We start from the raw sequence: 23,168 nt of genomic DNA, 5'->3' as shown, positions 1-23,168 counted from the left end.
AATCGAAAACCATGTCTACGACGATCAAAACCAAAACCATGTCCACCTTTGCCGAAGATGTTCGAGCAGGACTTCGTTCCGAAGAAAAGCACCTTTCTTCCAAGTACTTTTACGACAAGCGAGGGAGTGAGATTTTTCAGGCCATTATGCGCATGCCTTCGTACTACCTGACGGATAGTGAGTTTGAAATTTTCGAGACCAACAAGGAGGCTATACTTCAGCATTTTGATCCCGGTTCTGGGCCCTTTAACCTCGTGGAGTTTGGTGCTGGGGACGGGCTTAAAACAAAAGTCCTACTTGAGCACTTTCTCAAGCGCAAAGCGGACTTTACCTACGCTCCTATTGATATCTCTAAGTCTGCATTAGACAAGCTAGAGCAAGATTTGTGCGAGCGATGGCCTGCATTAAATGTGCATTCGCTCCACAACGACTATTTCAGTGGCCTAGATGTGTTGCGCCGTGACGATACCCGAAACATTGTCCTCTTTCTCGGTTCCAACTTGGGTAATTTCGACGTTGCGTCGGCGGACGGTTTCCTTGCCGAGCTTCGTGCTCACTTGGACACCGGTGACGGCCTCCTTATAGGGCTAGACCTACAGAAAGACCCTTCTGTGATCCTTCGCGCCTACGACGACCCAGAAGGAATCACCAAGGCCTTTAATCTAAATCTACTGGAGCGCATCAATCGAGAACTCGGTGGACACTTTGATCCCATGAAATTTGACTTCTACTGCAACTATTCACCGGAATCGGGAGAAGTGCGGTCCTATTTAGTCAGTAAGGTGAAACAGAGTGTCAGAATCGATGCCCTCGAAGAGTCCTTTGATTTTCAGCAGTGGGAGATCATTCACACTGAGATCAGCCGGAAGTTCAGGCTGGATCGCCTTCCGGAACTCGCTCGTCGGAACGGCTTTGAACACGTGGGGAATACGTTCGACTGCAAGCATTACTTCGTCAACAGCTACTGGAAAGCGGTTTAAGGCGCCCCTCTGCAGTCCATTCCCCTATCCAGACAATTACTTGGCAAAGGCCTATAATCGGCCCGTAGGGCCATAAAAAAAGCCCCGCTAAAGCGAGGCTTCTTTATTCTATCCGTGATGGGCTTACGCGTTTGCGATTTGCTGCATCATACCGCTTTTTAAGTTCGCGGCTTTTTTCTTGTGGATCACGTTGTTCTTCGCCAAGCGATCAATCATGCTTGCGATTGCTGGGTAACGATCTTCCATTTGTTTCTTTTCGGTCATCGCGCGAAACTCACGAAGTGCGTTACGCATCGTCTTGTGGTAGTAACGATTGCGCAAACGACGGGTTTCCGTGCTGCGAATTCTCTTAAGTGCTGACTTGTGATTAGCCATAATATCTCAACTATATTCTTTGTAGCCCGTAGGGGATTCGAACCCCTGCTACCAGGATGAAAACCTGGCGTCCTAACCCCTAGACGAACGGGCCTTGTTGTTAAGGGAGTGCAAATGTAATGCACTTTTTATTTTTCACAAAGACTTTTGAGAAAAATCATCAATATGCCTTGGCAAAGACAACGCGTCTTTTCGACGCCGCCCCAGTCAAGATGCACTTCCCTTCCTCTTCCGGCGCCTCCATTGGGATACAGCGGATTGTCGCCTTGGTCATTTCCTTGATTTTCTCTTCGGTTTCAGGCGTCCCATCCCAATGAGCATATACGAATCCGCCTTTGTTTTCAATAAGGTCAGTGAACTCCTCCCAGGTATCCGCTCTGTGCGTATTATCGTCCCGATAAGTCAGGGCCTTATCGAATAAGTTCTTCTGAATGGCTTCCAGTAAATGGTCCACCTTATTGGCAATATCGCTTTGTTGCAGGAACTCTTTCTCCAAAGTATCGCGGCGCGCCAATTCAACGGTTCCGTTCTCTAAGTCACGTGGCCCCATCGCAATGCGTACAGGCACTCCTTTGAGCTCGTACTCATTGAATTTCCAACCTGGCTTATGGGTGTCGCGATCATCCAAGTGTACACGCACACCTGCAGACCGTAATTCCTTTTGAATCTCTTTCAACTTACCGACTACAGCATCGCGCTGCTCATCACTTCGGTAAATCGGAATCAGCACCACTTGATAAGGCGCCAAATTTGGAGGCAACACAAGGCCGTTGTCGTCACTGTGCGTCATGACCAAAGCACCCATCAAACGCGTACTTACACCCCATGAGGTGGCCCACACATGCTCCAACTTACCTTCTTTGCTCTGGAACTGTACGTCAAAGGCCTTGGCGAAATTCTGACCCAAGAAGTGACTCGTTCCCGCTTGAAGCGCCTTGCCGTCTTGCATCAGGGCCTCAATACAATAGGTCTCTAATGCACCCGCAAATCGCTCATTCGGACTTTTCACACCGCGCAAAACGGGAATACCCATGAACTGCTCCGCAAAGGTGGCGTAGACATCGAGCATTTGTTCCGCCTCAGCAACCGCTTCATCCTTTGTCGCATGCGCTGTATGCCCTTCTTGCCACAAGAATTCTGCTGTACGCAAGAATAAACGAGTACGCATTTCCCAGCGCACCACGTTCGCCCATTGGTTCACGAGAATCGGCAAATCGCGGTAGCTCTGTACCCACTTGCGGTAGGTGTCCCAGATGATGGTCTCCGACGTTGGGCGAACGATGAGCTCTTCTTCGAGCTTGGCTTTTTCATCCACGACTATACTCCCATCTTCTCCATTCTTCAAACGGTAGTGTGTAACCACCGCGCACTCCTTGGCAAAACCCTCCACATGGCTTGCTTCTTTACTGAAATAGGACTTCGGGATGAACAAGGGGAAATAGGCGTTCACGTGCCCTGTTTCTTTGAACATGCGATCCAATTCCGCCTGCATCTTTTCCCAGATGGCATATCCATATGGTTTGATCACCATGGATCCCCGAACCCCAGAGTTTTCTGCGAGGTCGGCCATCACCACCAATTCGTTGTACCACTTACTGTAATCGTCCGATCTTTTAGTCAGCTTGGCTGCCATAAGAGTTTGGTATAATAGTTGTATCTTATTATGTGAACCTTGAAGCCCTCAAAGGTATTAATTATTTAAGGCCAAAACGTTCGAGTATGAAAGCGAATCTCCTTATATATCCCCTGTCCTTAGTTCTTTGAGCTCTTTGCTCTTCAGCGTACCTCGCCCAAAACGGTGAGTACGATGGTGTTTACGATCCCGGCGGTGACGTCGTTGACGTTTATGCCTACGCTGAGCCAGAACCAGAATCACAAGATCCAGCGGACTTTGACTACGTCGATCCAAACTTCGACCCCAACCAAGCAAACCCTTACGAGTACAGTTCTCGAATCCGTCGTTTTCACAGCGACTCGGACTTCGGATACTACGATCCGTATCACACCAATATGGGTTGGTACGATCCTTCTCCGGGCAACTTCGGAACAAGCTTGTACAGCGATGCTTGGAATACCGGAAACTGGAACGGTTGGAACAACAATGGTTGGAACAATTCCGGATGGAACAGCAGCCTCGGATGGAACAGCTGGAGCGGCTGGAACGTGGGCCTAGGTTATTCTTGGGGTTGGGGAGGAATGAACGGGGCCTACGGCCCGATGTACGGCTACAACCCCTGGTACGGTTCGGGTTTTGGGTTCAACCCATGGAATCCATGGAGTCCTTGGAACTGCCCAGGATACTACAACTCTTTTGACGTGATGTCTCAAGTGGTTTATGCGCCAAGAGGCCAAAACAGACCTACAACAGGATACACGCAAAATGCGTACGAAGGAGCCCTAAAGCGAGGCACCATTGAAGCGCCGGTCGCCGAGGATCTAGTAGCTTCATCTGAACGCGCTTCAAGCCACACTCCGCGAACGGTCAAGAATGATCGCCCTAGAAATGTAGCCTCTGAGCGCAGTACTTCTCGCATGAATGAATTGGATGTCGTAAGCAATCGGGGCATCACAAAGACAAATGCAGATCGCATTGAAATGCGCGAAGCTCAAGCCCGAGGAAATCAGTATTACCGACAAATGGAGCAATTCCGTCGTGGAGTGAACCCATTCGAAGGACGTGGCGCTCAAACCGAGCGATCCGAAATGCCACGGTTCTTGCGCAACTTCGAGAGCTTTGTCCAAGAAGCACAGAATGGAGCGCGTGGTGATGTCAATCGAGGATGGACACCTACCCTAAATCAAAATCAAGGGCAGAACTTCAATAGAGGTAATACTAGCCCGAGCTGGAACCGCGGAAGCAATAGCGGAAGCACGCCCAGCTTTAACCGAGGCTCTTCAAGTCCGAGCTTCAACTTTGGAGGTGGTTCACGAGGAGGCAGCTCAGGTGGGTCCCGCGGTGGGAGTTCCGGAGGAGGGTCACGCGGCGGCGGAAGACGATAAATCATGAAACAGAAGGCACTTTACATATTAGCTATAATGGGAATGGTATGCTCTGGCGCCACCGCCCAGACAGCATCAGAAGCTCTTCGATATAGCTTGTTGAACTATCAAGGAACAGCGCGCTATGAAGCACTAGGAGGTGCCTTCAATGCCTTGGGAGGAGACTATAGCAGTATCCTTATCAACCCCGCCGGGGGAAGCATATACAAAACCTCTCAGTTTGAAATGACCATGGGCGTCCATACCCCTCAGTCCACTACGAACTACGGAGGGAACATGGTGACGGAATCCTCGGCAAACTTCTATGTTACGGGAGCTGGATTCGTCAAGCGCTACGAAGACGTATTTAGAACACCGAAATGGGATGACCTAACCTTAACCATCGGATACAGCAGGACCAACGACTTTAACCGCGAGCAGCTCATTGCTGGTGAAACGCAACAAACCAAGGCCCAGTACTTCGCCGACCTAGCTCAAGGAACGCACTACGAAGACTTGATCTTTACCAATCAATTTGACGCAGAACTGGCTTGGTACACCTTTTTAATTGACACTCTGGGCGCTCCAGACAACTACATACCACTTGTTCAAAATCCGGGTGGAAATGCCTCGGAATACTTGACCTCCCAAGGCGGGCAAAGCGAAATCAACTTTGGGGTTAGCTCTACCTACCAAGATAAACTGCACTTGGGATTGAGCATGAACTTCCCCCTTATCACGTATTCAGAAGAGCGACGCTATTTTGAGTCTGGACTGGACTCGGCGACGAATACCGTAAGTGGTTTCAGCTACGATGAGTTTCTGGAGACTACCGGTGGAGGTTTCAATTTTAAACTCGGTCTAATTTACCGTCCAGCGGGTTGGTTGAGATTAGCGGTGGCCTATCACTCTCCTACTTGGTATGGTCTTGAGGACTTTTATTCGACCCGGATGCGGACTACTTTTTCGGACGGTGGAGAACTTGTCCGCGATAGTCCAGAAGGAAACTTCATATACAACTTGCGTACACCTCAAAGACTTCACCTCGGTGGTGCTATTGTTATTGCTCCAGCAGGATTGATTAGTGTGGATTACGAATGGGCAGATTACGGGAATGCACAGTTTAATGCCGACGAGGTTAACTACGGAATTACAAATTCAGAAATTGCCCAAAGCTATACCGACATGGCCATCTGGCGCTTTGGAACTGAATGGCGTCTAGGTCACTTCTATTTCAGAGCAGGGTACCAGCTTTGGGGAAGTCCAGTTGTCCAAAACAGCATTTTCAGCTTTGATCGAACCATTATCTCCGGAGGAATTGGCTTCCGCAATTCAGACTTTCAAGCAGACTTGGCTCTTTCGTCAACACGCACCAGCGCCGATCGATACATTCATGAGGGGGCACCTATTACGGATCAGCTCGTCTCTGTCGAGCGCGAAGATCAGCGTGTTGTGCTGACAATTGGCTTTCCTTTTCAGTAAAACCTAATGGTCAAGTTTTTTTAGAATGGGCTTGATTATTCGTTGGTAATCTGCGACATACGGATATCCAGAATAACTCAACGCGCGTTCCAACCAATATTTTGCTTCCTCTTCATCACCGCGATCAAGGTAGATAAGGCCAAGTTCATAGCAACTGACAGGAAGGAATTTTCGCCGATTATCAAAAGGAGTCTCAACAACTTTTTTGAAAGACTGAATGGCTTGATCCAAGTCCTTCAAGCCCATTTGGATTCGGGCATTCCGATAATACCATTCTTGCACATTCAACACATCCACATACTTCTCAGGATCCTTCTGCATTAGGCGTTTCTCCGCTTCAGAGTAGTACCCACCATCGCACAATAAACGAGCTTCGATTAACTCTCCAGGTATGTCTTGGGTCGAAAGATTTTGAGCTTCCTTGTCCGCCCCGGTAAAAGCTTTACCATCCCTTTGAACCCGCTCCTTGTAGTAGTACGAAGACGAATAATCACCGTCTAAAAAGAAATACCAACTCAGGAACATCAAAGTGGACTTTTTGTAGGAGTATCCTGGGAATCCCGATAGATAATCCAATAAAATACGAGCGCCTCGAGGATCGAGTTTACGTGTCAAGTTGATTCCCTCTAAGTAGTCCAAATACCAAAAAGTCAACCTGCGCTCGTCAACCTCCCGCTCACCTAAAATCCTTAATGCCCGATCAGTTTCTTTCTGCAGTACTGCTTTCCTAGCAAGAGTAAAAACAAGAATGGGATACTCCTGAATCCGCTCCTGAAAATTGACATTCAATTCACTAGTGTCATATTCTTCTGGGAAAACATAAGCTCCAACAAACCATGTGTGAATAAAATCAAAGGCCGCAAAGGAAGATCCGCCACTTGCAGGCTTTGTACTGCGAATAAGACGCTCTCCAACCTCAGAATTTCCCGTTATCCCGAACCAACCCGCATACCTGCTGTAGCTTTGCGGGAGGGCTCCAACAAAGAATTGCACAAGTCCCCATCCCAGACGGGCTGGATAAAAGGTTGAATCAACCTCATATGCACGCTCAAACTTGTGATAACCCTTAAAAATATCCCGTGCTGCCGATAAATTGTGCTCATTCATCGTGTTGATAAGACCTCTCTTGAAGTAATACTCTCCTAATAGCACATTCCGCCATGGGTTGTCCTCCGGCAGTCTTTCGGCTCGGTCTATAAATTGTTCCACGTTATTGTAGAACCCGCTCAATTCCTCGGGCCTTTCTTCGACAAGAACTGTAAGCATGGAAATATCGCCTAAGACATAATCCCATGCAATATTGTTGGCGTGACTCATAGAGGATTTGCGGGCTAATTCCCCTGCTTCATCCATTCGGAATTGCAAAACCAAGTCGTAGGCTGAATCGACCTCCGAAGTCCAATCAAAATGGACCTGCCCAATAGTCAAACCAGTGGCGAGAAAAGTCAATACAATTGTCCAGAATCCACGCATACGGGCACAAAAAAAGGGTTTCTCCGTGAAAAGAAACCCTTTATTCAAACTTATGTTGTGCTTAGAAGCTCGATCCTTCGAACAACTTAGCCATTTTTTCTTCCTCTTCTCCAGCAAGTTCCGGATCCACCAAGATGCGCCCGCAGTGCTCGCTCGTCATGATTTTCTTGCGTTGAGCAATTTCCATTTGCTGCTGTGGTGGGATCGTGAAGAAACTTCCCCCAGTTGCACCGCGCTCAATAGTCACAACCGCCAAACCGTTCTTAGCGTTCTCGCGAATACGGTTGTAAGCATTCAACAGGCGGTCTTCGATTGACTTCTCAAAGTCCTTAGACTTCTTCAAAAGAGCTTTCTCTTCTTTTTCAGTCTCTCCTAAGATGTTGTCCAGCTCCGCTTTCTTGTGCTCCAAGTGCTTGCTGCGCTCATCGAGCTTTTCTTTAGACCCGTCCAAAGTTTCGGTCTTGTTCTCAATTTTGGCTTTGAACTCTTTAATGCGCTTTTCGGCCAATTCGATCTCCAAAGTCTGGAACTCGATCTCTTTCGAAAGGGCGTCAAACTCACGGTTGTTACGCACTTTCATTTGTTGACCTTCGTACTTCTTGATCAATTCCTTAGCGTTGGCGATCAAGGTTTTCTTTCCTGAAATTTCAGACTCGAGGTCCTTGATTTCGTTCTCGACTTTTTCGATACGCTTGTTCAAGCCAGAAATCTCATCTTCCAGATCCTCTACTTCCAATGGAAGCTCTCCGCGAACTGAGCGGATCTTATCGATACGAGAGTGAACCAACTGCAAATCGTACAATGCGCGCAGTTTCTCCTCTACAGAAATCTCTTTTTTCTTGGTTGACTTCGCCATACCTCTTTATAAATAGTTGATGGGGTTCGTGTTTACTTCCGACAAAAGGACTGCAAATTTATGAAATTTTTGCATAAGCAAGGCCTTTATAAGGTCTTTGGTATACTGTTCGCTTTCATAGTGACCCACATCAGCTATAACCACATCTTCCTCGGCATCAAAGAATTGATGGTATTTATAGTCTCCTGTGATAAAGACGTCGGCCCCAGCGCCCTTTGCAGCACTGAGCAAGAAACTCCCCGCTCCCCCACAAAACGCGATTCGCTTAACTGTTGGCGCAAGCACTTTCGTATGGCGAACGCAGGCTGTATTCAGCTTGCTCTTTAAAGAGGCCAAAAACTCCATGGTGTCCATTGGTGCGTCTAGATCTCCGACCATGCCGGCACCTACCTCGGAATACTCGTTTAGCAGAGGATAAAGATCATAGGCGACTTCCTCGTAGGGATGTGCGTTGATCATGGCGCGCACAACCCTAGACTGAATCGTTCGCGGCACTACGACTTCAAGGCGCATTTCTTCTTCAGTGTGCCGTGTTCCTGGCGAGCCTACATGAGGATCCGTACCCTCTCCTCCTCGGAAAGTTCCCTCACCCTTCCCAACGTAGCTGCATTCATCATACTTTCCAATTTGCCCGCCACCAGCGGAAAATATGGCATCGCGTACTTGACCCAAGTCCTTTGTTGGGACAAAGACAACAAGCTTGGTCAACAGGTCTTTTTTAGGAGCCAAGATTCTAGGGTTGACCACTCCAAGCCGGCGAGCAATTTCGGCATTGACACCCGAAGAGACATTATCCAAATTGGTATGTATCGCATAAATGGCCACTCCTGCTCGAATAGCCTTGAGTACGGTTCTCTCGACGTAGTTCTTTCCATTCAATTGCTTCAGTCCACCGAAGACTATTGGATGATGACCGATGACCAGACCACAGCCCTTTTCAATCGCTTCGTCGATGATGGGCTCTGTCACGTCCAGAGACACCAACACTTTTTCCACCTCATCATTCGCGTTTCCAACGATCAAACCGCTGTTGTCATAACCTTCTTGAAAGTCTCGCGGAGCGATGCTTTCCAAGTACGAGGTAATTTCTCCAATCCGCATAGCGTTCAATTTGCCTCTAAAGTATAAAACGCATCTTTGTATGATGCTCTCATGGCTTTCCAAGATTTACGGTTATTTCACGGATCGGCGCAATCGCGCATTCGATTCTGGGGAACGCCCTTCGGTTTCGTTTGATCGACCAATCATTTCCATCGGGAACCTCAACACAGGCGGCACGGGAAAAACTCCTCATGTAGAGTACCTCGTTCGCCTGCTTCAAGACCAATATAAGCTCGGTATTCTCAGTCGCGGCTATGGACGGAAGACCAAAGGATATCGCCTCGCAGGCCCTAATGATTCCGCCGAGACCTTAGGAGATGAGCCCTATCAATACCGGCGAAAATTCGACAACCAGGTTCAAGTAGCAGTATCTGAAAAAAGAGTCCTGGGCGCCTCCGAATTAATTGCGGATACCGACCCAGATGTCATTGTCCTGGATGACGCCTTCCAGCATCGTCAGATTAAACCGGGTCTCCAGCTATTGCTGACTACGCATCAAGAACCCTATTCTCGAGATCAGTTGCTTCCAAAAGGCCGTCTGCGTGAACGGGCCGATGGAGCCCACAGAGCAGATGCCATCATCCTCACCAAATGCCCCCATTCACTCAGCGAAGAAGATCGTCAATCTTGGAAAAAAGAATTGGCTCCTATGCCGCACCAGCCGCTCTTTTTCTCGACCTTTACCTACGGAGACATAGAAGCTCAAAGCCCTGTGGAAATAGCGAATCCGATGCAGGTGATCGCCCTTGCCGGAATCGCAAAACCTGAACCCTTTCTGGATGAACTGAAGAATCGGTACAACGTGGTTTCCGAACATGTTTTTCGGGACCATTATCGCTTCTCAAAGAAAGACCTATTGCGCCTACGGCGCGATGTCGAACAGCATGGAAAGGAAACGACCGCAATCGTGACCACGGAAAAGGACTTTACGCGTTTGCTTCCATTTCGCGACATTTGGAAGGAATGGGCCCTCTATGTGCTCCCCATCGAGGCTCGAATTGAGCCCAAAGCAAAATTTGATCAAATGATTTTCGACTATGTTGGAAAAAGTAAATAAAGCTGTTCGCTACATCCAAGACCTGCTCCCAGAGGTTCCTGAAGTGGGCATTATTCTGGGTACTGGTCTAGCGGGACTAGCCGAAAAAATCGAGAACCCGATCAACATCTCCTACAGCGACATTCCGTTCTTTCCGAAGTCCACAGTACAGGGTCACCCAGGTCAAATGATCTACGGCCAACTCGGAGGTAAGCGCGTCATTGCCATGCAAGGACGTATCCACTACTATGAGGGCTACAGCATGGAAGAAGTAACCTTCCCCGTTCGCGTGATGAAGTTGCTTAACATCGACTTGCTCTTGCTTTCGAATGCCTCGGGAGGCGTCAATCCGGACTTCGAGATTGGCGATATCATGCTCTTGAATGACCACATCAACCTTCAGCCCGAAAACCCTCTTCGCGGTGTTAATATTGATGAATGGGGTCCTCGATTCCCGGATATGAGCGAAGCCTACGACCGTTCTTACATCTCGAAAATGCACGCTATTGCCGCTAAAGAGAACGTAGCGCTTCAAGAAGGGGTTTACGCTTCGGTTCCCGGCCCCAACTTTGAAACCCCTGCTGAATACGGCTACATTCGACGCATCGGCGGAGACGCCGTAGGTATGAGCACGGTACCTGAGGTACTGGTCGCTCGTCACATGGGCCTTAAGTGCATGGCCCTTTCCGTAATCACCGATTTGGGTGTTGAAGGCAAGATCGTTGAAGTGACCCACGAAGAAGTGCAGGAAGTCGCTCAAAAAGCCGAGGTCATACTGAGCCGCCTGGTTGAACGTTTTTTATCCGAAGCGCTTTAGTCTTGTATCTTTGCGCCATAAATGACAGTCTTGGAAACACCATACGATAAGTACGAACCGGTCATCGGACTCGAGGTCCACGTTCAACTCCTGACCGACTCAAAAGCATACTCCTCCGACCCGACAACATACGGGGCGGCCCCCAACACGAATGTTCACCCCATTTCATTGGGGCATCCGGGTACCTTGCCCATGGCAAATACGAATACCGTAGAGTACGCCGTGAGATTAGGCCTCGCGGTAGGTGCAGACATTCGCGAACGGAATGAGTACGCTCGAAAGAACTATTTCTACGCCGATTTGCCCAAGGGTTATCAGATTACACAGGACGATACGCCCATTTGTACCGGTGGAGGAATCAACATCAAGGATGCCGAAGGCAACCCAAAGACCATCCACTTGACCCGAATCCACATGGAGGAGGACTCAGGAAAATCCATTCACGACATTGATCCGTTCAATACGCTGATCGACCTCAACCGTGCGGGAGTACCGCTTCTAGAGATTGTATCTGAACCGGAGATCGCCAATGCTCAGGAGGCCTACAACTACCTCATGGAGGTTCGTAAGTTGGTCCGATATCTCGAAATCTGTGACGGTAACATGGAAGAAGGATCTATGCGTTGTGATGCCAACGTCTCTGTTCGCTTGAAAGGAACGAGCAAACTCGGTACACGGAATGAGATCAAGAACATCAATTCCATGCGGAACGTAATGCGGGCGATTGAAGGCGAAATGAAGCGCCAAATCGAAGTGCTGGAAGCCGGAGGCGTCATCGATCAAGAAACGCGCGGATTTGATGCTATAAGTGGCTCTTCAACCGTAATGCGTTCTAAAGAAGAGGCCCACGATTACCGATACTTCACGGAACCAGACTTGGCTCCGGTTCTGGTGAAAGAGGATTACATCGCCCGTGTAAAAAGCGAGCTCCCTCCCCTGCCCGATGAGCTATTCAAGCGCTATACGGAGGAATTCGGACTATCTGAGTACGATGCTCAGATTCTTACGGAAAACAAGGAAATCGCCCTGTACTTCGAGGAGATGACCCACCACACAAAGAATCACAAGGCGGCAGCCAACTGGATGATGGGGGCCATTAAGTCCTACCTCAACGAGAAGGCTGTTGATATCGGGAAGTTTCCCATCGCGCCGCAGGCGATTGCAGAAATCATTGAACTCATTGACAGTCAGGTGATCAGCAATTCAATGGCTAGCCAAAAACTCTTTCCGGCACTTCTGGAACAGCCCGAGGCCTCTCCCAAGGCATTGGCTGAAGCGAATGGCTGGATTCAAGAACAAGATGACGATGCGCTTGTTGCATGGGCAAAGGAGGCAATTGGTATGTACCCGGACAAGGTCGAAGAGTACCGCAATGGTAAAAAAGGTCTGATCGGACTGTTTATGGGCGAAGTCATGAAAATGTCCCGTGGGAAAGCTGATCCCAAAAAAGCGAGTGCCATCATTAGAGAACAATTAGAAGCATGAAAAGAACACTGATGACTTTGGTGATCACGGCCGGAATGCTGTGGTCATGTAACAGTAACGCGGGAGCTGGGGCAGCACAAGATGGCTCTGGAAGCATCTCCGGAAACATGGAAGATGCGGGAAAGATTATTCTCAGCCGTATGGAGCCGCGCAATACCGTAGCTGTGGATACAGTGTTTGCAGACGAAGGTCAATTTACCTTTGAACTCGACAACAGCGAACAGGCCTTTTACACGCTTCAGTTTGAGAACGGTGTACGCCTCTTGGTCAGCGCTGAACCAGGAGATCAGATAGTATTAGAAGGTTCTTTCGAAGAAGGGATACCTGTATACACCGTGGAAGGAAACGAAGAGACTGAGGTTCTTCGTCAAATCAATCAAAAGGCCATGGAAACCACTGGTCGCATTGACGCATTGAATGAGACCTTAATGAGTTATCAAGGCCAAGACGACTTTTTGGAGAAAAGAGAAGAGTTAGTGGCCGAGTATGTTCGTTTGATGGACGATCATCAAGCCGCATTGAGCGGGCTATTGGAAGGGCACAAAGATCATCCCGTGGCTATTTTTATTCTGTACGCTCAAGTGCAAAAACAAGCGGTATATAAAGTTGATGAGGACTTCCCGCTATTTGATGAAATTGATCAAAACCTCCAGAAAAACTACCCCAAAAGCGCTCACGCTCAATTCCTACACGAGCAGGTAGAGGCGAATCGTGCCATTGCCGTTGGATCGGTTGCTCCAGATTTTACCTTGCCAACTCCGGACGGAGAAGACGTTTCTCTAAGCAGCTATCGCGGAAAGGTCGTGTTGGTTGATTTCTGGGCGAGCTGGTGTGGGCCATGCCGCCGAGAGAACCCCAATGTAGTTGCGGCCTACAACACCTATCACGACCGTGGATTTGAAGTTTTGGGTGTCTCTCTCGATGGACTGCCAAACCAACAAAAACCTCGTGCCGCTTGGCTCAAGGCTATCGAAGACGACGGGCTCACCTGGACTCATGTTTCAGAGATGAATGGTTGGAGCACCATTGTCAAGGAGCTCTACAAGTTCAACGGGATTCCTCATGCCGTGCTGCTCGATCGTGAAGGGCGTATCATTGCCAAAAACCTTCGAGGGCAAGCGCTAGACGATAAACTCGCAGAAATCTTCGGTGAGTAAATCTGGCAACATATACTTCGCCTCAGATTTTCATCTGGGCGCCCCAAATCACGAGGCCAGTCAAGAACGTGAACGCAAAGTGGTTCGATGGCTTCGCAGCATTCAGGATAATTGCGACGAGCTCTACCTCCTCGGAGATCTATTCGACTTTTGGTTTGAGTACAAACAGGTGGTACCCAAGGGCTTTGTCCGGCTCCTCGGGACTCTGGGAGAGATGAGCGATGCCGGAATTCCCATTCACTTTTTTGGAGGAAATCACGACATCTGGACCTACGGGTACTTCGAAGATGAGCTGGGGATTCAGGTCCACAAGAAACCACTGGTCCGCGAACTTCAGGGCAAAAGAGTTTACATGGCTCATGGCGATGGTTTAGGACCTGGAGACTGGAATTATAAGTTCCTAAAAAAAGTATTTAACAACGGATTCTTTCAATGGCTCTTTGCTCGAGTACATCCCAATACGGGTATTTGGGCCGGAAACTACTTTAGCGGACGCTCTAGAGACGCCCACAGCGACGGGGATGCTCAATTCCACGATGACGGTGAATACCTAACACAATACTGTCAAGGCCTTCTCAAGAAAGAGCATTTTGACTATTTCGTCTTCGGACATCGTCACCTTCCCCTTCAAGTAGAGCTCAAAGACAACGCTACCTACTTCAACCTAGGGGATATGATCTCCTACAACACTTTTGGGGTGATGGAAAACGGTGAATTCCGTTTGGATCACTTTGAAAAGAATCCCTCAGATCGCTTCTTGATCAAGTCGACCAACCGGGTCGAATAACCCATTTCGTTATCGTACCATCCGATAATCTTGACCATGTTCCCAAGAACACTGGTCATCTGTGCGTCGTGAAGGCAACTGTACGGACTACCAATGACGTCACTCGACACAATTGGATCTTCCGTATAGCCTAGAATACCCTTTAGATCTCCCTCCGACCGCTGCTTGAAATAGGCATTGATTTCCTCCGCGGATACGGGTTTCTTGACAATGAAGGTAATGTCAGTAAGCGATCCATCTGGCACGGGAACTCGAATACCACAACCGCCGATGTTTCCCTCCAAATGTGGGAAAATTCGGGTCACGGCCTTTGCAGCACCCGTGGTTGTTGGAACAATACTTTGAGTGGCGGCGCGAGCCCTTCTCAAATCCTTGTGCGGTGCATCGTGCAGTCGTTGATCACCCGTAAAACTGTGAACTGTGGTGATGTAGGCTTCCTCCACTCCGCATAGCTCGTCGATCAGTCCGACCATGGGAGCCGCACAGTTCGTGGTACAGGACGCATTTGAAATCATATGTTCCGAACCGTCCAGGATTTCATCATTTATCCCGAGAACTACGGTGGGCATGTTCTGGTCTATGGGAGGAACACTCAACACTACCCAGGGAGCTCCGCCCATCAGGTGACCAGCCACTTGCTCGGTATATTTGAATTGCCCCGTAGCTTCTACGACGACGTCTACTTCGTAGGCCGACCACGGGATCGTGTCCGGAGTTTTGTGATTCAACACTGGAATGCTCCGTCCCTCAATGTAGATGTGATCTTCATCAGAGGCAACTTCAGCAGGGAAGGCTCTGTGTAGCGAATCGTATTTCAGTAGATGCGCTAAAGTGGGCGCATCACTCAAATCATTGACAACCGCCAGTTCATATCCCGGCGTTCGTTCAAGAACTCGGGCTAGGGTTCGACCAATACGGCCAAAACCATTAACCCCGATTCGTTTAGAAGAGGTGTTTTTCGGCATGATAGCTCGAACGAACCAGAGGTCCACTTTCGACATACTTAAAGCCCATTTCCAAGCCTATTTCCTTGTACTTGTCGAATTGCTCCGGAGTGATGTATTCCTGAACAGGCAGATGCTTAGGCGTAGGCTGTAGGTACTGGCCGAGCGTTACGATATCCACATCCGCATTGCGCAAGTCGCGCAAGGTTTCCAGAACTTCTTCTTCCCGCTCACCTAAGCCGAGCATAATCCCACTCTTGGTGCGTTTTTGTCCGCACTCCTTGAGATACGCCAATACCTCTAAGCTGCGGTCGTACTTCGCTTGAATTCGTACTTGACGCGTTAAACGACGCACGGTTTCCATGTTGTGTGAGATAATCTCGGGAGCCACCTCAATCAAACGATCCACATTGTGCATCTCTCCTTTAAAATCGGGGATCAAGGTTTCCATGGTCGTCGTTGGACTCATTCGCCGAACCGCATTCACGGTTTCGGCCCAAATAATGGAACCTCCATCGGCAAGATCATCGCGATCTACGGAAGTAATGACGCAATGCTTGACCTTCATGAGCTTCACGGAGCGAGCAACGCGTTCCGGTTCATCCCAGTCCACCGCGTCGGGCCTTCCTGTCGCAACCGCACAGAATCCACATGAGCGCGTACAGGTATTCCCCAGGATCATGAAGGTCGCCGTTCCAGCTCCCCAACACTCTCCCATGTTGGGACAGTTACCGCTCTCGCAAATGGTGTGCAGTTTGTAATTATCCACCAAACCCCTCACATTCCGGTAGTTTTCACCGGTTGGGAGTTTGACGCGTAGCCATTTCGGCTTGCGCTTTTTTGTATCGGTATTCGTCTCCTGAACAGGAGCCGTTAAGGTTTCTTTTGACATAGGGCTTAATTCCACTTCTTGCCGAAATACATCGAAAGATATAAGGTGGTAAAGAGTTGCATGTTCTCTTCTACCGCCATAATCGGCACTTCTTCAAAAAAGTAGTCAAAGATAATTCCAATCTCGATCATGCTCACCTTTTCCTCGGTGATGCCATACTCGAAATTCGCTCCGGCTTTAAAGAACACCCCCGGGTGATACCCCAGTTCGTTCCAGCCGTTGAAGAAAGACGCACGGCCGTAGATATTGTTCGCAAAGTGCTCATCAGGATTGTAGGCTTCTGTACTGATGAAGAAGTCCTCGGGATTGTTCGGGAACGGGCGTATGACCTCCAGGTAAACCGGGCGCGTAATCCCATTGCTAATTCCTCCCCAGTAGTGGGCGTGAATGGCAACCGAACCGCGATCCGTTTTTCCGGCAATCATCTTTTCCCAACCATAGCCGATGCGCAGCGTGCTGAAATAATTCAGCTTGCCAAACTTGTATCCTCGGGCGTTGTCGTAAAAAGGGTGAAAGAGTTTAACCTCTTTAGGATGTTGAATGGTGGCGAAATCGATGAGCAGACCTTTCTTGGTGCTGCCGTCTGGATTCCGTAACCTCTTGAATGACCCTCCCCATCCGGCAGTGTGGATGGTGATCCCAAAGGTCATTTCATTTCGATATAGCAATCGGCTGTAATCAGCAGAAGTCTGTTGAGCCCGGACGGTACCGAGGCCAAACAAGGTTAAAACTCCTACGATTACTGCTTTTTTCATCATCAGCCATTGCTTTCAGCGGGCGCTTCTTCTACTTGGCCGTATGCAGGACATTCTTCATACGCATGGCAGGCTGACAGGGTCAAACCAACAAAAACACTCACCGCTAGAACTAACAAAATCTTTTTCATCTTTGTTTTCGAGTCTATTAAGGGATGGAATACAAAGGTAACGAAAATACCAAGCCTCTAAGTATGAAACGTCCGAACTTGGAAGCCAGTTGGTTAGAAGCCTTGGAATCCGAATTTCAAAAAGAATACTTTCACAACCTCAAATCGTTTCTCGTAGAGGAACGTGCTCAGCACCAGGTATTTCCTCCGGGAAATCGAATTTTTGCTGCATTTGACCGAACACCCTTACCCGATGTCAAGGTGGTCATCATTGGTCAAGATCCGTATCACGGACTAGGACAGGCCAACGGGCTGTGCTTCTCTGTTGCCGACGGCGTCAAACACCCGCCCTCACTTCGGAACATCTTTAAAGAAATCGAAAGCGATTTGGGACACCCCTACCCCGTTTCCGGAAATCTTGAACCCTGGGCCGATCAGGGGGTACTGCTGATTAACGCCACATTAACTGTTCGTGCTCATCAAGCTGGAAGCCACCAAGGTAAAGGCTGGGAGCAGTTTACAGATCGAGTGATAGACGTGCTTTCCGAACAACGTGAGGGGCTCATTTTCCTACTCTGGGGTCGTTTTGCGCAAAACAAAGCCGCCCGTATCAACGCGGACAAGCATCACGTACTAAAGGCAGCACACCCCAGTCCATTCAGTGCGCACAGCGGATTTTTTGGATGCCGACATTTTTCCCAGGTTAATGCGTTATTGGAAGAGAACGGACAAAAATCAATCGTCTGGCAACTTTCTTAAAATACGGCCTGCTTCTACTGCTTCCTTGGACGCTGAATGCTCAGGAATTGAAGCTCCACATCACCGTTTCGGATTTACCCGAACGGCAATGGCCTTTGGACCGATCCTTTGCGGATACCCTAAACGCAGAGAAAGCTCTTTATGAGGAGGTTCGGGCCCTTCGGGCCGATGGGTTCTGGAGCGCACGCATCCAATCAACAACTTGGCGTGGATCAACGCTTGAGGCTCAATTGGAAAGAGGTCAGCCCATTCAATGGGCTTCTGTGGATTGGTCCGATGAGCGTTTCGAATTACTACCTACCGATCCAAAACTACAGCGATGGAGCGGAAAAAGATGGAGCGGAACCGACTGGATGCGCTGGGAAAGCCGCGTACTGGATCTAGCCGAAAACAACGGCTATCCCTTTGCTAGACTGGATTGGCAAGAGCTCACAGTATCTACGGACTCCGTTTCTGGCGTACTTGCCTTTGAGCCGGGACCTTACATTCGATATGACAGTGTCAATGTCCGCGGATACGACGAAATGACGGAGTCCATGACCGCCAACCTACTCGGTTTAAAGGTCGGAGCGCCCTATTCTGAGAAGACCTTAGCCGATTTAGGCCAAACCGTTGCCGATATCGAATATCTCAGTATGCCGAGAAGCCCTCAGGTGCTGTTCAATCGAGAAAAAACCGTCGTGTTCGCCTATCTGGAGAAGGAAAAAGCCAATCAATTTGACGGAATTCTTGGATTCAACGCCAACGACCAAGGTGTAACGGTTACCGGAAATGTCTACTTACGACTTTTGAACGCTTTCAATAGGGGTGAAGAAGTCGTTGTGGATTGGAGCAGTCCGGGGAACACCACACAAAAGCTCGACCTGAAAGCTTCGTATCCTTACCTATTTGGCTGGAACTGGGCGCTTGAAGGCGGATTGAACCTACTGAAACAAGACTCCTCTTTTTTGAACTTGAGTTCGAATTTGGGGATTCGGTACTTCATTAGCCCCAGATCGAGTGTCAACTTCCGTTTCAGCAGCAAGAGTTCCAGTCTACTGGGCGAAGAAGCCGTAGCGGGAGTTGTGGACTACTCCAGCTCATTTTACAGTGTAGGACTGCGTTTGCGGACGACGGATCGCCGAGTAGCGCCCAAAAATGGAGTTCGCGTTGACGCTCAATTTGGCCTTGGAGAACGACGGGCCGAGGATTCTCGCACCACCCAGCTTCGAACCACAATCGATGCCGGAAGCTATTGGAACTTTAGCTCTCTTCTTGTTCTGCACAATCGAATTCAATTCGGAAGATTTGACGGGCAACTGCAAAACGCCGGCTTGGGACCGAGCTATTACAACGAACTCTTTCGCTTTGGAGGAATCCAAAATTTAAGGGGATTTGACGAACAGAGTATATTCATTGCTCAATACCTCATCGGCACCGTTGAACTCCGTCTCTTGACAGGTCGGGACGGGTTCATTTTCGCCTTCTCCGATTTTGGTTTTTTAGACCCCGGACAACTGTTCGAGATCAATCTTCCGGACAGTGGAAGCGCATGGAGTTTTGGTGCAGGAGCAGCCTTTCAAACACCCGCTGGATTACTCAATTTAACCTATGCGCTCGGTCGTAGAAGCGGCAGCGATTTTCAACTTGATCAAGCCAAGGTTCACATCGGACTGATCAATCAATTCTAGTCGAAAATCGCATTATTGATTTTCGCAAATGAATTCTTTATTCTCTTTTATCCAGCTATTTACACAGATTGACTAAAGTATTTTATAACCACACATAATCTCGGGGTAACGTCCCGTAATCCTCGTCAATTTCCCGTATTTTAGCTCCATGGAGTACGGACTTTTGCTTGCTGGTGTTGTATTGGGTGTGGTGATTGGCTACCTATTAGGGAAGCGAAATTCGCATCGTGCCGCAGGCACTATTTCGGAATCAGATCTCGACGAAAAATACGTTCTGAGAGCCCTCTACTCTACCCTTGAAGAACGACTTGATGAGGCACAAACTGAACGCTCGAAAATGGAAAACGAGCGCTTGGAATTATCCGGGCAATTGGCTGCCAAAAATCAGGAACTCCTGAATTTATCCGAACGTCTTCGGGAAACCAAAAAAGAAATCGAAGATCTTCAAGAACGGTTTAAAGTTGAGTTCAAAAATGTAGCAAATGAGCTATTAGAGGAAAAGTCAAAGAAATTCACCGAGCAAAACGAGAAGGAATTGGACCGGATCCTGCTTCCTTTTAAAACTCGCTTGAAGGAGTTTGAAGAGAAGGTCGACAAAACCTACAAGGAAAACAGAGATGAGCAGATCAGCCTGAAAACTCAGATTGATGGTCTACAGAAGCTGAATCAACAGATGGCTAAGGAAGCCTTAGAGTTGACCAATGCGCTTAAGGGGGACAGCAAATCCATGGGAGACTGGGGCGAATTCCAACTGACGCGTTTGCTGGAACAGGCTGGGCTAAAGGAAAATGTGCATTTCCAGACGCAGAACAGCTTTGCCGATGGTGAGGGTCATCAAAAGCGCCCGGATTTCATCGTTCACCTCCCAGAAGACAAACACCTCATCATTGACGCCAAGGTCTCACTCAAGGCATATGAGGCTTATCACAGTGCCGAAACCGATGCGGACCGCTCAGATGCATTAAAGCGACATTTAGCCAGCATTAAAGCCCACATCAAAGGACTGGGAAGCAAGCGATACGAAGACCTTTATCAAATTGCCACACCGGATTATGTTATGATGTACATTCCGGTAGAACCGGCTTTCCTGCTAGCCTTGGAGCAAGATGAAGACGGTCAGCTATACGCCGAAGCCCTGGATAAAAACGTGGTATTGGTCAGCACTTCTACCCTACTAGCAACCTTGAGAACCGTAGGCTACATCTGGAAACAAGAAACGCAGGCGAAAAACGTTCAAGAAATAGCGGATCGCGGTGCCAAGTTGTACGATAAGTTCGTGGGCTTTGTAGAGAGCTTAACGGCCATCGGGCAGCGCTTAGATCAGGCCCGCGTCACATATGACAAGGCCCTTGGGCAATTGAAAGATGGGCCTGGAAACCTCATACGTCAAGCCGAACAATTGAAGGGGCTTGGGCTAAAGACGAACAAAAGTCTGCCGAAAGGATTAAAAGAACACAGTGAAGACGAATAGAAAATATCGTTCGGGTGTACATATTATGAAGCAGATAGCGCTCTTTGGCTTTATGGGCTTTCTGCTGGCCTCTTGTGGCGGTAACAAGGGACTGACCAGCCGGAACATGGCACACCTGTATCAACAAGAGTCGGTTTTGATGCGTCCGGATTACTACGTCTTCAATCAAACTCCTGACAGCTCTGAGCTTCATTTCCGCATGTTATCACATGACCTTTTGTACATGCGGGCAACTGAAGACGTTCCATACGCCGCTGAAGTCCGTATTCGTTTGCGACTCCTGACGTCACTTGAGAACCCGGTGATGTTGGATTCTACGTCCTATATGTTCGTGGATGAGCAAAATGAAATGCGCGACAAGGTGCTTGAGGGTTCTATTCCCTTTGCCACCCCCGACGCACAGAAGTACATCCTGGAAGTTCAGCTTCAGGATCTCAACCGCGATTACATGCACCAGAGCTATGTTGAATTGCGGAAAACCACGAACAGCTCTAGAAATTATTTTGCCATGTCGCGCCCCAGCGGTGAGCGCATGTACAAACCGTTTGTCAATACAGACGAGGCCTTCACGTTGTACCACGATAACCCTCCTTCGGATTCGCTTTATGTTCGGGTCTATCAACGAGATTTTCCACTGGCGAGCCCACCGTACGTCATTGAAAATGACGTGGCCTTTGATTACACAGCGGACAGCGTCTTCCAAGTTGCCCTGAAGGACACTTTTCAGTTTTCAAATCCAGGGTTTTACCACTTCCAGTTCGACACTACCTCTACGGAAGGGTTTACGGTCTTTTGCTTCTACAACGACTTCCCGTACGTCACCAAGATTGAGCACCTAGCTCCGCCGATGCGCTATATCACGACCAAAAAGGAATTTGCGGCGCTTACATCCAAAAAGAACATAGATGCCTTCTGGATCAAAAACGCCGGCACACCGGACCGGGCGAAAATGCTGATTCGAACTTACTACAACCGCGTTGAGGATGCCAACTCCTTCTTTTCGTCCTACACCGAAGGCTGGCGAACGGACCGGGGAATCGTCTACACCATCTTTGGTCCTCCCAACATCATTTATAAGACCGCGGACAGTGAGAGTTGGATCTACGGTGAAGAGAATTCGATGTTGAGCTATAATTTTAACTTTGTACGCGTTCAAAACCCCTTCTCCGCCAACGACTTTGCACTCAATCGGTCGAGCATCTACCGATACAGCTGGAGTCAAGCCGTTGACACGTGGCGTCAGGGTCGAATCTTCAACGTCTCTGATGTACAACGCGCACAAGATGAATCCGAAAGACAATTCTCCAGACCTTATTTTTGGTATTAAGCCTGTCCTAGAAGGGATTCGCAGCGGAAAGGAATTCGACAAAATTCTACTGCAAAAGGGAGGACAAGGCGAGTCTTTTCAAGAACTCTTTGCAGAAATACGAGCAGCGGGACTCCCCTTTCAGCACGTCCCCTACCAGAAGCTGAATCGCATTACCAGAAAAAACCACCAAGGTGTGGTGGCCTTCATTTCTCCAGTTTCCTTCCAGCCCTTTGAAGAAGTGTTGCAGATGGTATACGAGCGTGGTGAAACACCTCTGTTTGTCGCCTTGGATCGCGTGACGGACGTGCGGAACTTCGGAGCCATTGTCCGATCTGCTGAGGCCATGGGCGCACACGGTATACTTATTCCCGAAAAGGGGTCCGCCCAGGTGAACGGAGATGCGGTTAAAACATCGGCGGGTGCATTGCTTCGTCTACCGATTAGCCGAGTCCGTTTCCTGAAAGAGACTTTTCAGTACCTAAAAGACAGCGGTATTCAGCTTGTCGGAATTACAGAAAAAGTAGAAAAGCCACTCTCGGAGGTTGACTATACCATTCCCACTTGTCTAATCATGGGGTCCGAAGAGGACGGTATTTCACCAGAGTATTTGAACTTGACTGATCAGAATGCCCTCATTCCGATGCCTGGAGGATTTGATTCTTTGAACGTGAGTGTCGCCGCTGGAATGGCCTTGTACGAAGCGGCACGGCAGCGCTTTAAAATTCAGTAA

Annotated in this window: 21 protein-coding genes and 1 tRNA gene; 13 read left to right on the top strand and 9 right to left on the bottom strand. The window is 48.8% G+C overall.

The genetic code is table 11. The features are described from left to right. The first annotated feature begins 11 nt into the window (after positions 1–11). Complete coding sequence (locus HZ996_07705) at positions 12–980, top strand: L-histidine N(alpha)-methyltransferase (GenBank protein QTN39021.1); 969 nt, start codon at positions 12–14, stop codon at positions 978–980. A gap of 123 nt (positions 981–1,103) precedes the next feature. Here HZ996_07705 and HZ996_07700 read toward each other — a convergent pair whose 3' ends face one another. From HZ996_07700 to HZ996_07690, 3 genes are all read right to left on the bottom strand, one after another. After that, complete coding sequence (locus HZ996_07700) at positions 1,104–1,355, bottom strand: 30S ribosomal protein S20 (GenBank protein ID QTN39020.1); 252 nt, start codon at positions 1,353–1,355, stop codon at positions 1,104–1,106. A 22-nt stretch (positions 1,356–1,377) separates the two neighbouring features. After that, positions 1,378–1,449, bottom strand: a tRNA-Glu gene (locus tag HZ996_07695). A gap of 66 nt (positions 1,450–1,515) precedes the next feature. Continuing rightward, a complete protein-coding gene (locus tag HZ996_07690) occupies positions 1,516–2,988 on the bottom strand; it encodes a proline--tRNA ligase (protein QTN39019.1) in 1,473 nt (490 codons plus the stop codon). A 377-nt stretch (positions 2,989–3,365) separates the two neighbouring features. On the opposite strand from HZ996_07690, the gene HZ996_07685 reads away from it, so the two are divergent. Then, the gene (locus tag HZ996_07685; protein QTN39018.1) at positions 3,366–4,355 is read left to right on the top strand and encodes a hypothetical protein; all 990 of its coding nucleotides are present in this window, start codon (positions 3,366–3,368) and stop codon (positions 4,353–4,355) included. A 3-nt stretch (positions 4,356–4,358) separates the two neighbouring features. Next, on the top strand, positions 4,359–5,816 hold the full coding sequence (locus HZ996_07680) for an outer membrane protein transport protein (GenBank protein QTN39017.1): 1,458 nt from the start codon (positions 4,359–4,361) through the stop codon (positions 5,814–5,816). 3 nt (positions 5,817–5,819) lie between these two features. Here the strand turns inward: HZ996_07680 and HZ996_07675 are convergent, their stop codons facing one another. The 3 genes from HZ996_07675 to HZ996_07665 all read right to left on the bottom strand — a co-directional run bounded on the left by HZ996_07675 (position 5,820) and on the right by HZ996_07665 (position 9,246). After that, on the bottom strand, positions 5,820–7,289 hold the full coding sequence (locus tag HZ996_07675) for a hypothetical protein (GenBank protein ID QTN39016.1): 1,470 nt from the start codon (positions 7,287–7,289) through the stop codon (positions 5,820–5,822). A gap of 61 nt (positions 7,290–7,350) precedes the next feature. Continuing rightward, complete coding sequence (locus tag HZ996_07670; GenBank protein QTN39015.1) at positions 7,351–8,145, bottom strand: hypothetical protein; 795 nt, start codon at positions 8,143–8,145, stop codon at positions 7,351–7,353. A 6-nt stretch (positions 8,146–8,151) separates the two neighbouring features. Further along, positions 8,152–9,246, bottom strand: coding sequence for a Nif3-like dinuclear metal center hexameric protein (locus tag HZ996_07665; protein ID QTN39014.1), 1,095 nt, complete (start codon positions 9,244–9,246; stop codon positions 8,152–8,154). A 40-nt stretch (positions 9,247–9,286) separates the two neighbouring features. Here HZ996_07665 and lpxK point away from each other — a divergent pair, with 40 nt between their 5' ends. The 5 genes from lpxK to HZ996_07640 are packed head-to-tail and all read left to right on the top strand — an operon-like array spanning position 9,287 to position 14,528. Next, positions 9,287–10,303 (top strand): tetraacyldisaccharide 4'-kinase, encoded by a 1,017-nt coding sequence (lpxK, locus tag HZ996_07660; protein QTN39013.1) that lies wholly within the window; start codon positions 9,287–9,289, stop codon positions 10,301–10,303. Continuing rightward, positions 10,284–11,099 carry a purine-nucleoside phosphorylase gene (locus HZ996_07655; GenBank protein ID QTN39012.1) on the top strand — a complete coding sequence of 272 codons (816 nt, stop codon included), beginning with the start codon at positions 10,284–10,286 and terminating at the stop codon, positions 11,097–11,099. Before lpxK ends, HZ996_07655 begins: the two co-directional genes overlap by 20 nt. A gap of 21 nt (positions 11,100–11,120) precedes the next feature. Then, on the top strand, positions 11,121–12,584 hold the full coding sequence (gene gatB, locus HZ996_07650; protein ID QTN39011.1) for an Asp-tRNA(Asn)/Glu-tRNA(Gln) amidotransferase subunit GatB: 1,464 nt from the start codon (positions 11,121–11,123) through the stop codon (positions 12,582–12,584). After that, positions 12,581–13,741, top strand: a complete 1,161-nt coding sequence (locus HZ996_07645) for an AhpC/TSA family protein (GenBank protein QTN39010.1) — start codon at positions 12,581–12,583, stop codon at positions 13,739–13,741. The genes gatB and HZ996_07645 overlap by 4 nt, the downstream gene beginning before the upstream one ends. After that, on the top strand, positions 13,734–14,528 hold the full coding sequence (locus tag HZ996_07640) for a UDP-2,3-diacylglucosamine diphosphatase (protein QTN39009.1): 795 nt from the start codon (positions 13,734–13,736) through the stop codon (positions 14,526–14,528). The genes HZ996_07645 and HZ996_07640 overlap by 8 nt, the downstream gene beginning before the upstream one ends. Here HZ996_07640 and gap read toward each other — a convergent pair. The 3 genes from gap to HZ996_07625 are packed head-to-tail and all read right to left on the bottom strand — an operon-like array spanning position 14,468 to position 17,122. Then, positions 14,468–15,493 (bottom strand): type I glyceraldehyde-3-phosphate dehydrogenase, encoded by a 1,026-nt coding sequence (gap, locus tag HZ996_07635; GenBank protein QTN40023.1) that lies wholly within the window; start codon positions 15,491–15,493, stop codon positions 14,468–14,470. The genes HZ996_07640 and gap overlap by 61 nt on opposite strands. Continuing rightward, the gene (gene lipA / locus HZ996_07630; GenBank protein QTN39008.1) at positions 15,471–16,364 is read right to left on the bottom strand and encodes a lipoyl synthase; all 894 of its coding nucleotides are present in this window, start codon (positions 16,362–16,364) and stop codon (positions 15,471–15,473) included. Before lipA ends, gap begins: the two co-directional genes overlap by 23 nt. A gap of 5 nt (positions 16,365–16,369) precedes the next feature. Beyond that, positions 16,370–17,122 carry a hypothetical protein gene (locus HZ996_07625; protein QTN39007.1) on the bottom strand — a complete coding sequence of 251 codons (753 nt, stop codon included), beginning with the start codon at positions 17,120–17,122 and terminating at the stop codon, positions 16,370–16,372. 191 nt (positions 17,123–17,313) lie between these two features. On the opposite strand from HZ996_07625, the gene ung reads away from it, so the two are divergent. The 5 genes from ung to rlmB all read left to right on the top strand — a co-directional run bounded on the left by ung (position 17,314) and on the right by rlmB (position 23,168). Continuing rightward, the gene (ung, locus tag HZ996_07620; GenBank protein QTN39006.1) at positions 17,314–17,988 is read left to right on the top strand and encodes a uracil-DNA glycosylase; all 675 of its coding nucleotides are present in this window, start codon (positions 17,314–17,316) and stop codon (positions 17,986–17,988) included. A 47-nt stretch (positions 17,989–18,035) separates the two neighbouring features. Then, positions 18,036–19,658 carry a BamA/TamA family outer membrane protein gene (locus tag HZ996_07615; GenBank protein ID QTN39005.1) on the top strand — a complete coding sequence of 541 codons (1,623 nt, stop codon included), beginning with the start codon at positions 18,036–18,038 and terminating at the stop codon, positions 19,656–19,658. Positions 19,659–19,806: 148 nt separating this feature from the next. Continuing rightward, positions 19,807–21,129 (top strand): DNA recombination protein RmuC, encoded by a 1,323-nt coding sequence (gene rmuC / locus HZ996_07610; protein QTN39004.1) that lies wholly within the window; start codon positions 19,807–19,809, stop codon positions 21,127–21,129. Positions 21,130–21,154: 25 nt separating this feature from the next. Beyond that, entirely contained in the window at positions 21,155–22,456 is a 1,302-nt protein-coding gene (locus tag HZ996_07605; protein QTN39003.1) for a GWxTD domain-containing protein, read from the top strand. Continuing rightward, entirely contained in the window at positions 22,395–23,168 is a 774-nt protein-coding gene (gene rlmB / locus HZ996_07600; protein ID QTN39002.1) for a 23S rRNA (guanosine(2251)-2'-O)-methyltransferase RlmB, read from the top strand. Before HZ996_07605 ends, rlmB begins: the two co-directional genes overlap by 62 nt.

It is taken from the genome of Cryomorphaceae bacterium (assembly GCA_017798125.1).
GTDB lineage: Bacteria > Bacteroidota > Bacteroidia > Flavobacteriales > ECT2AJA-044 > ECT2AJA-044.
Note: the sequence above shows the minus strand (reverse complement) of the source record. Positions and strands in the feature narration are given on the sequence as shown.

Bases quoted from the DNA above. Each gene is read 5' to 3' on its own strand.
- HZ996_07705 (QTN39021.1), top strand. From the start codon at position 12: ATGTCTACGACGATCAAAACCAAAACCATGTCCACCTTTGCCGAAGAT.
- HZ996_07700 (QTN39020.1), bottom strand. From the start codon at position 1,355: ATGGCTAATCACAAGTCAGCACTTAAGAGAATTCGCAGCACGGAAACC.
- HZ996_07690 (QTN39019.1), bottom strand. From the start codon at position 2,988: ATGGCAGCCAAGCTGACTAAAAGATCGGACGATTACAGTAAGTGGTAC.
- HZ996_07685 (QTN39018.1), top strand. From the start codon at position 3,366: ATGGGTTGGTACGATCCTTCTCCGGGCAACTTCGGAACAAGCTTGTAC.
- HZ996_07680 (QTN39017.1), top strand. From the start codon at position 4,359: ATGAAACAGAAGGCACTTTACATATTAGCTATAATGGGAATGGTATGC.
- HZ996_07675 (QTN39016.1), bottom strand. From the start codon at position 7,289: ATGCGTGGATTCTGGACAATTGTATTGACTTTTCTCGCCACTGGTTTG.
- HZ996_07670 (QTN39015.1), bottom strand. From the start codon at position 8,145: ATGGCGAAGTCAACCAAGAAAAAAGAGATTTCTGTAGAGGAGAAACTG.
- HZ996_07665 (QTN39014.1), bottom strand. From the start codon at position 9,246: ATGCGGATTGGAGAAATTACCTCGTACTTGGAAAGCATCGCTCCGCGA.
- lpxK (QTN39013.1), top strand. From the start codon at position 9,287: ATGATGCTCTCATGGCTTTCCAAGATTTACGGTTATTTCACGGATCGG.
- HZ996_07655 (QTN39012.1), top strand. From the start codon at position 10,284: ATGTTGGAAAAAGTAAATAAAGCTGTTCGCTACATCCAAGACCTGCTC.
- gatB (QTN39011.1), top strand. From the start codon at position 11,121: ATGACAGTCTTGGAAACACCATACGATAAGTACGAACCGGTCATCGGA.
- HZ996_07645 (QTN39010.1), top strand. From the start codon at position 12,581: ATGAAAAGAACACTGATGACTTTGGTGATCACGGCCGGAATGCTGTGG.
- gap (QTN40023.1), bottom strand. From the start codon at position 15,493: ATGCCGAAAAACACCTCTTCTAAACGAATCGGGGTTAATGGTTTTGGC.
- lipA (QTN39008.1), bottom strand. From the start codon at position 16,364: ATGTCAAAAGAAACCTTAACGGCTCCTGTTCAGGAGACGAATACCGAT.
- HZ996_07625 (QTN39007.1), bottom strand. From the start codon at position 17,122: ATGATGAAAAAAGCAGTAATCGTAGGAGTTTTAACCTTGTTTGGCCTC.
- ung (QTN39006.1), top strand. From the start codon at position 17,314: ATGAAACGTCCGAACTTGGAAGCCAGTTGGTTAGAAGCCTTGGAATCC.
- rmuC (QTN39004.1), top strand. From the start codon at position 19,807: ATGGAGTACGGACTTTTGCTTGCTGGTGTTGTATTGGGTGTGGTGATT.
- HZ996_07605 (QTN39003.1), top strand. From the start codon at position 21,155: ATGAAGCAGATAGCGCTCTTTGGCTTTATGGGCTTTCTGCTGGCCTCT.
- rlmB (QTN39002.1), top strand. From the start codon at position 22,395: ATGTACAACGCGCACAAGATGAATCCGAAAGACAATTCTCCAGACCTT.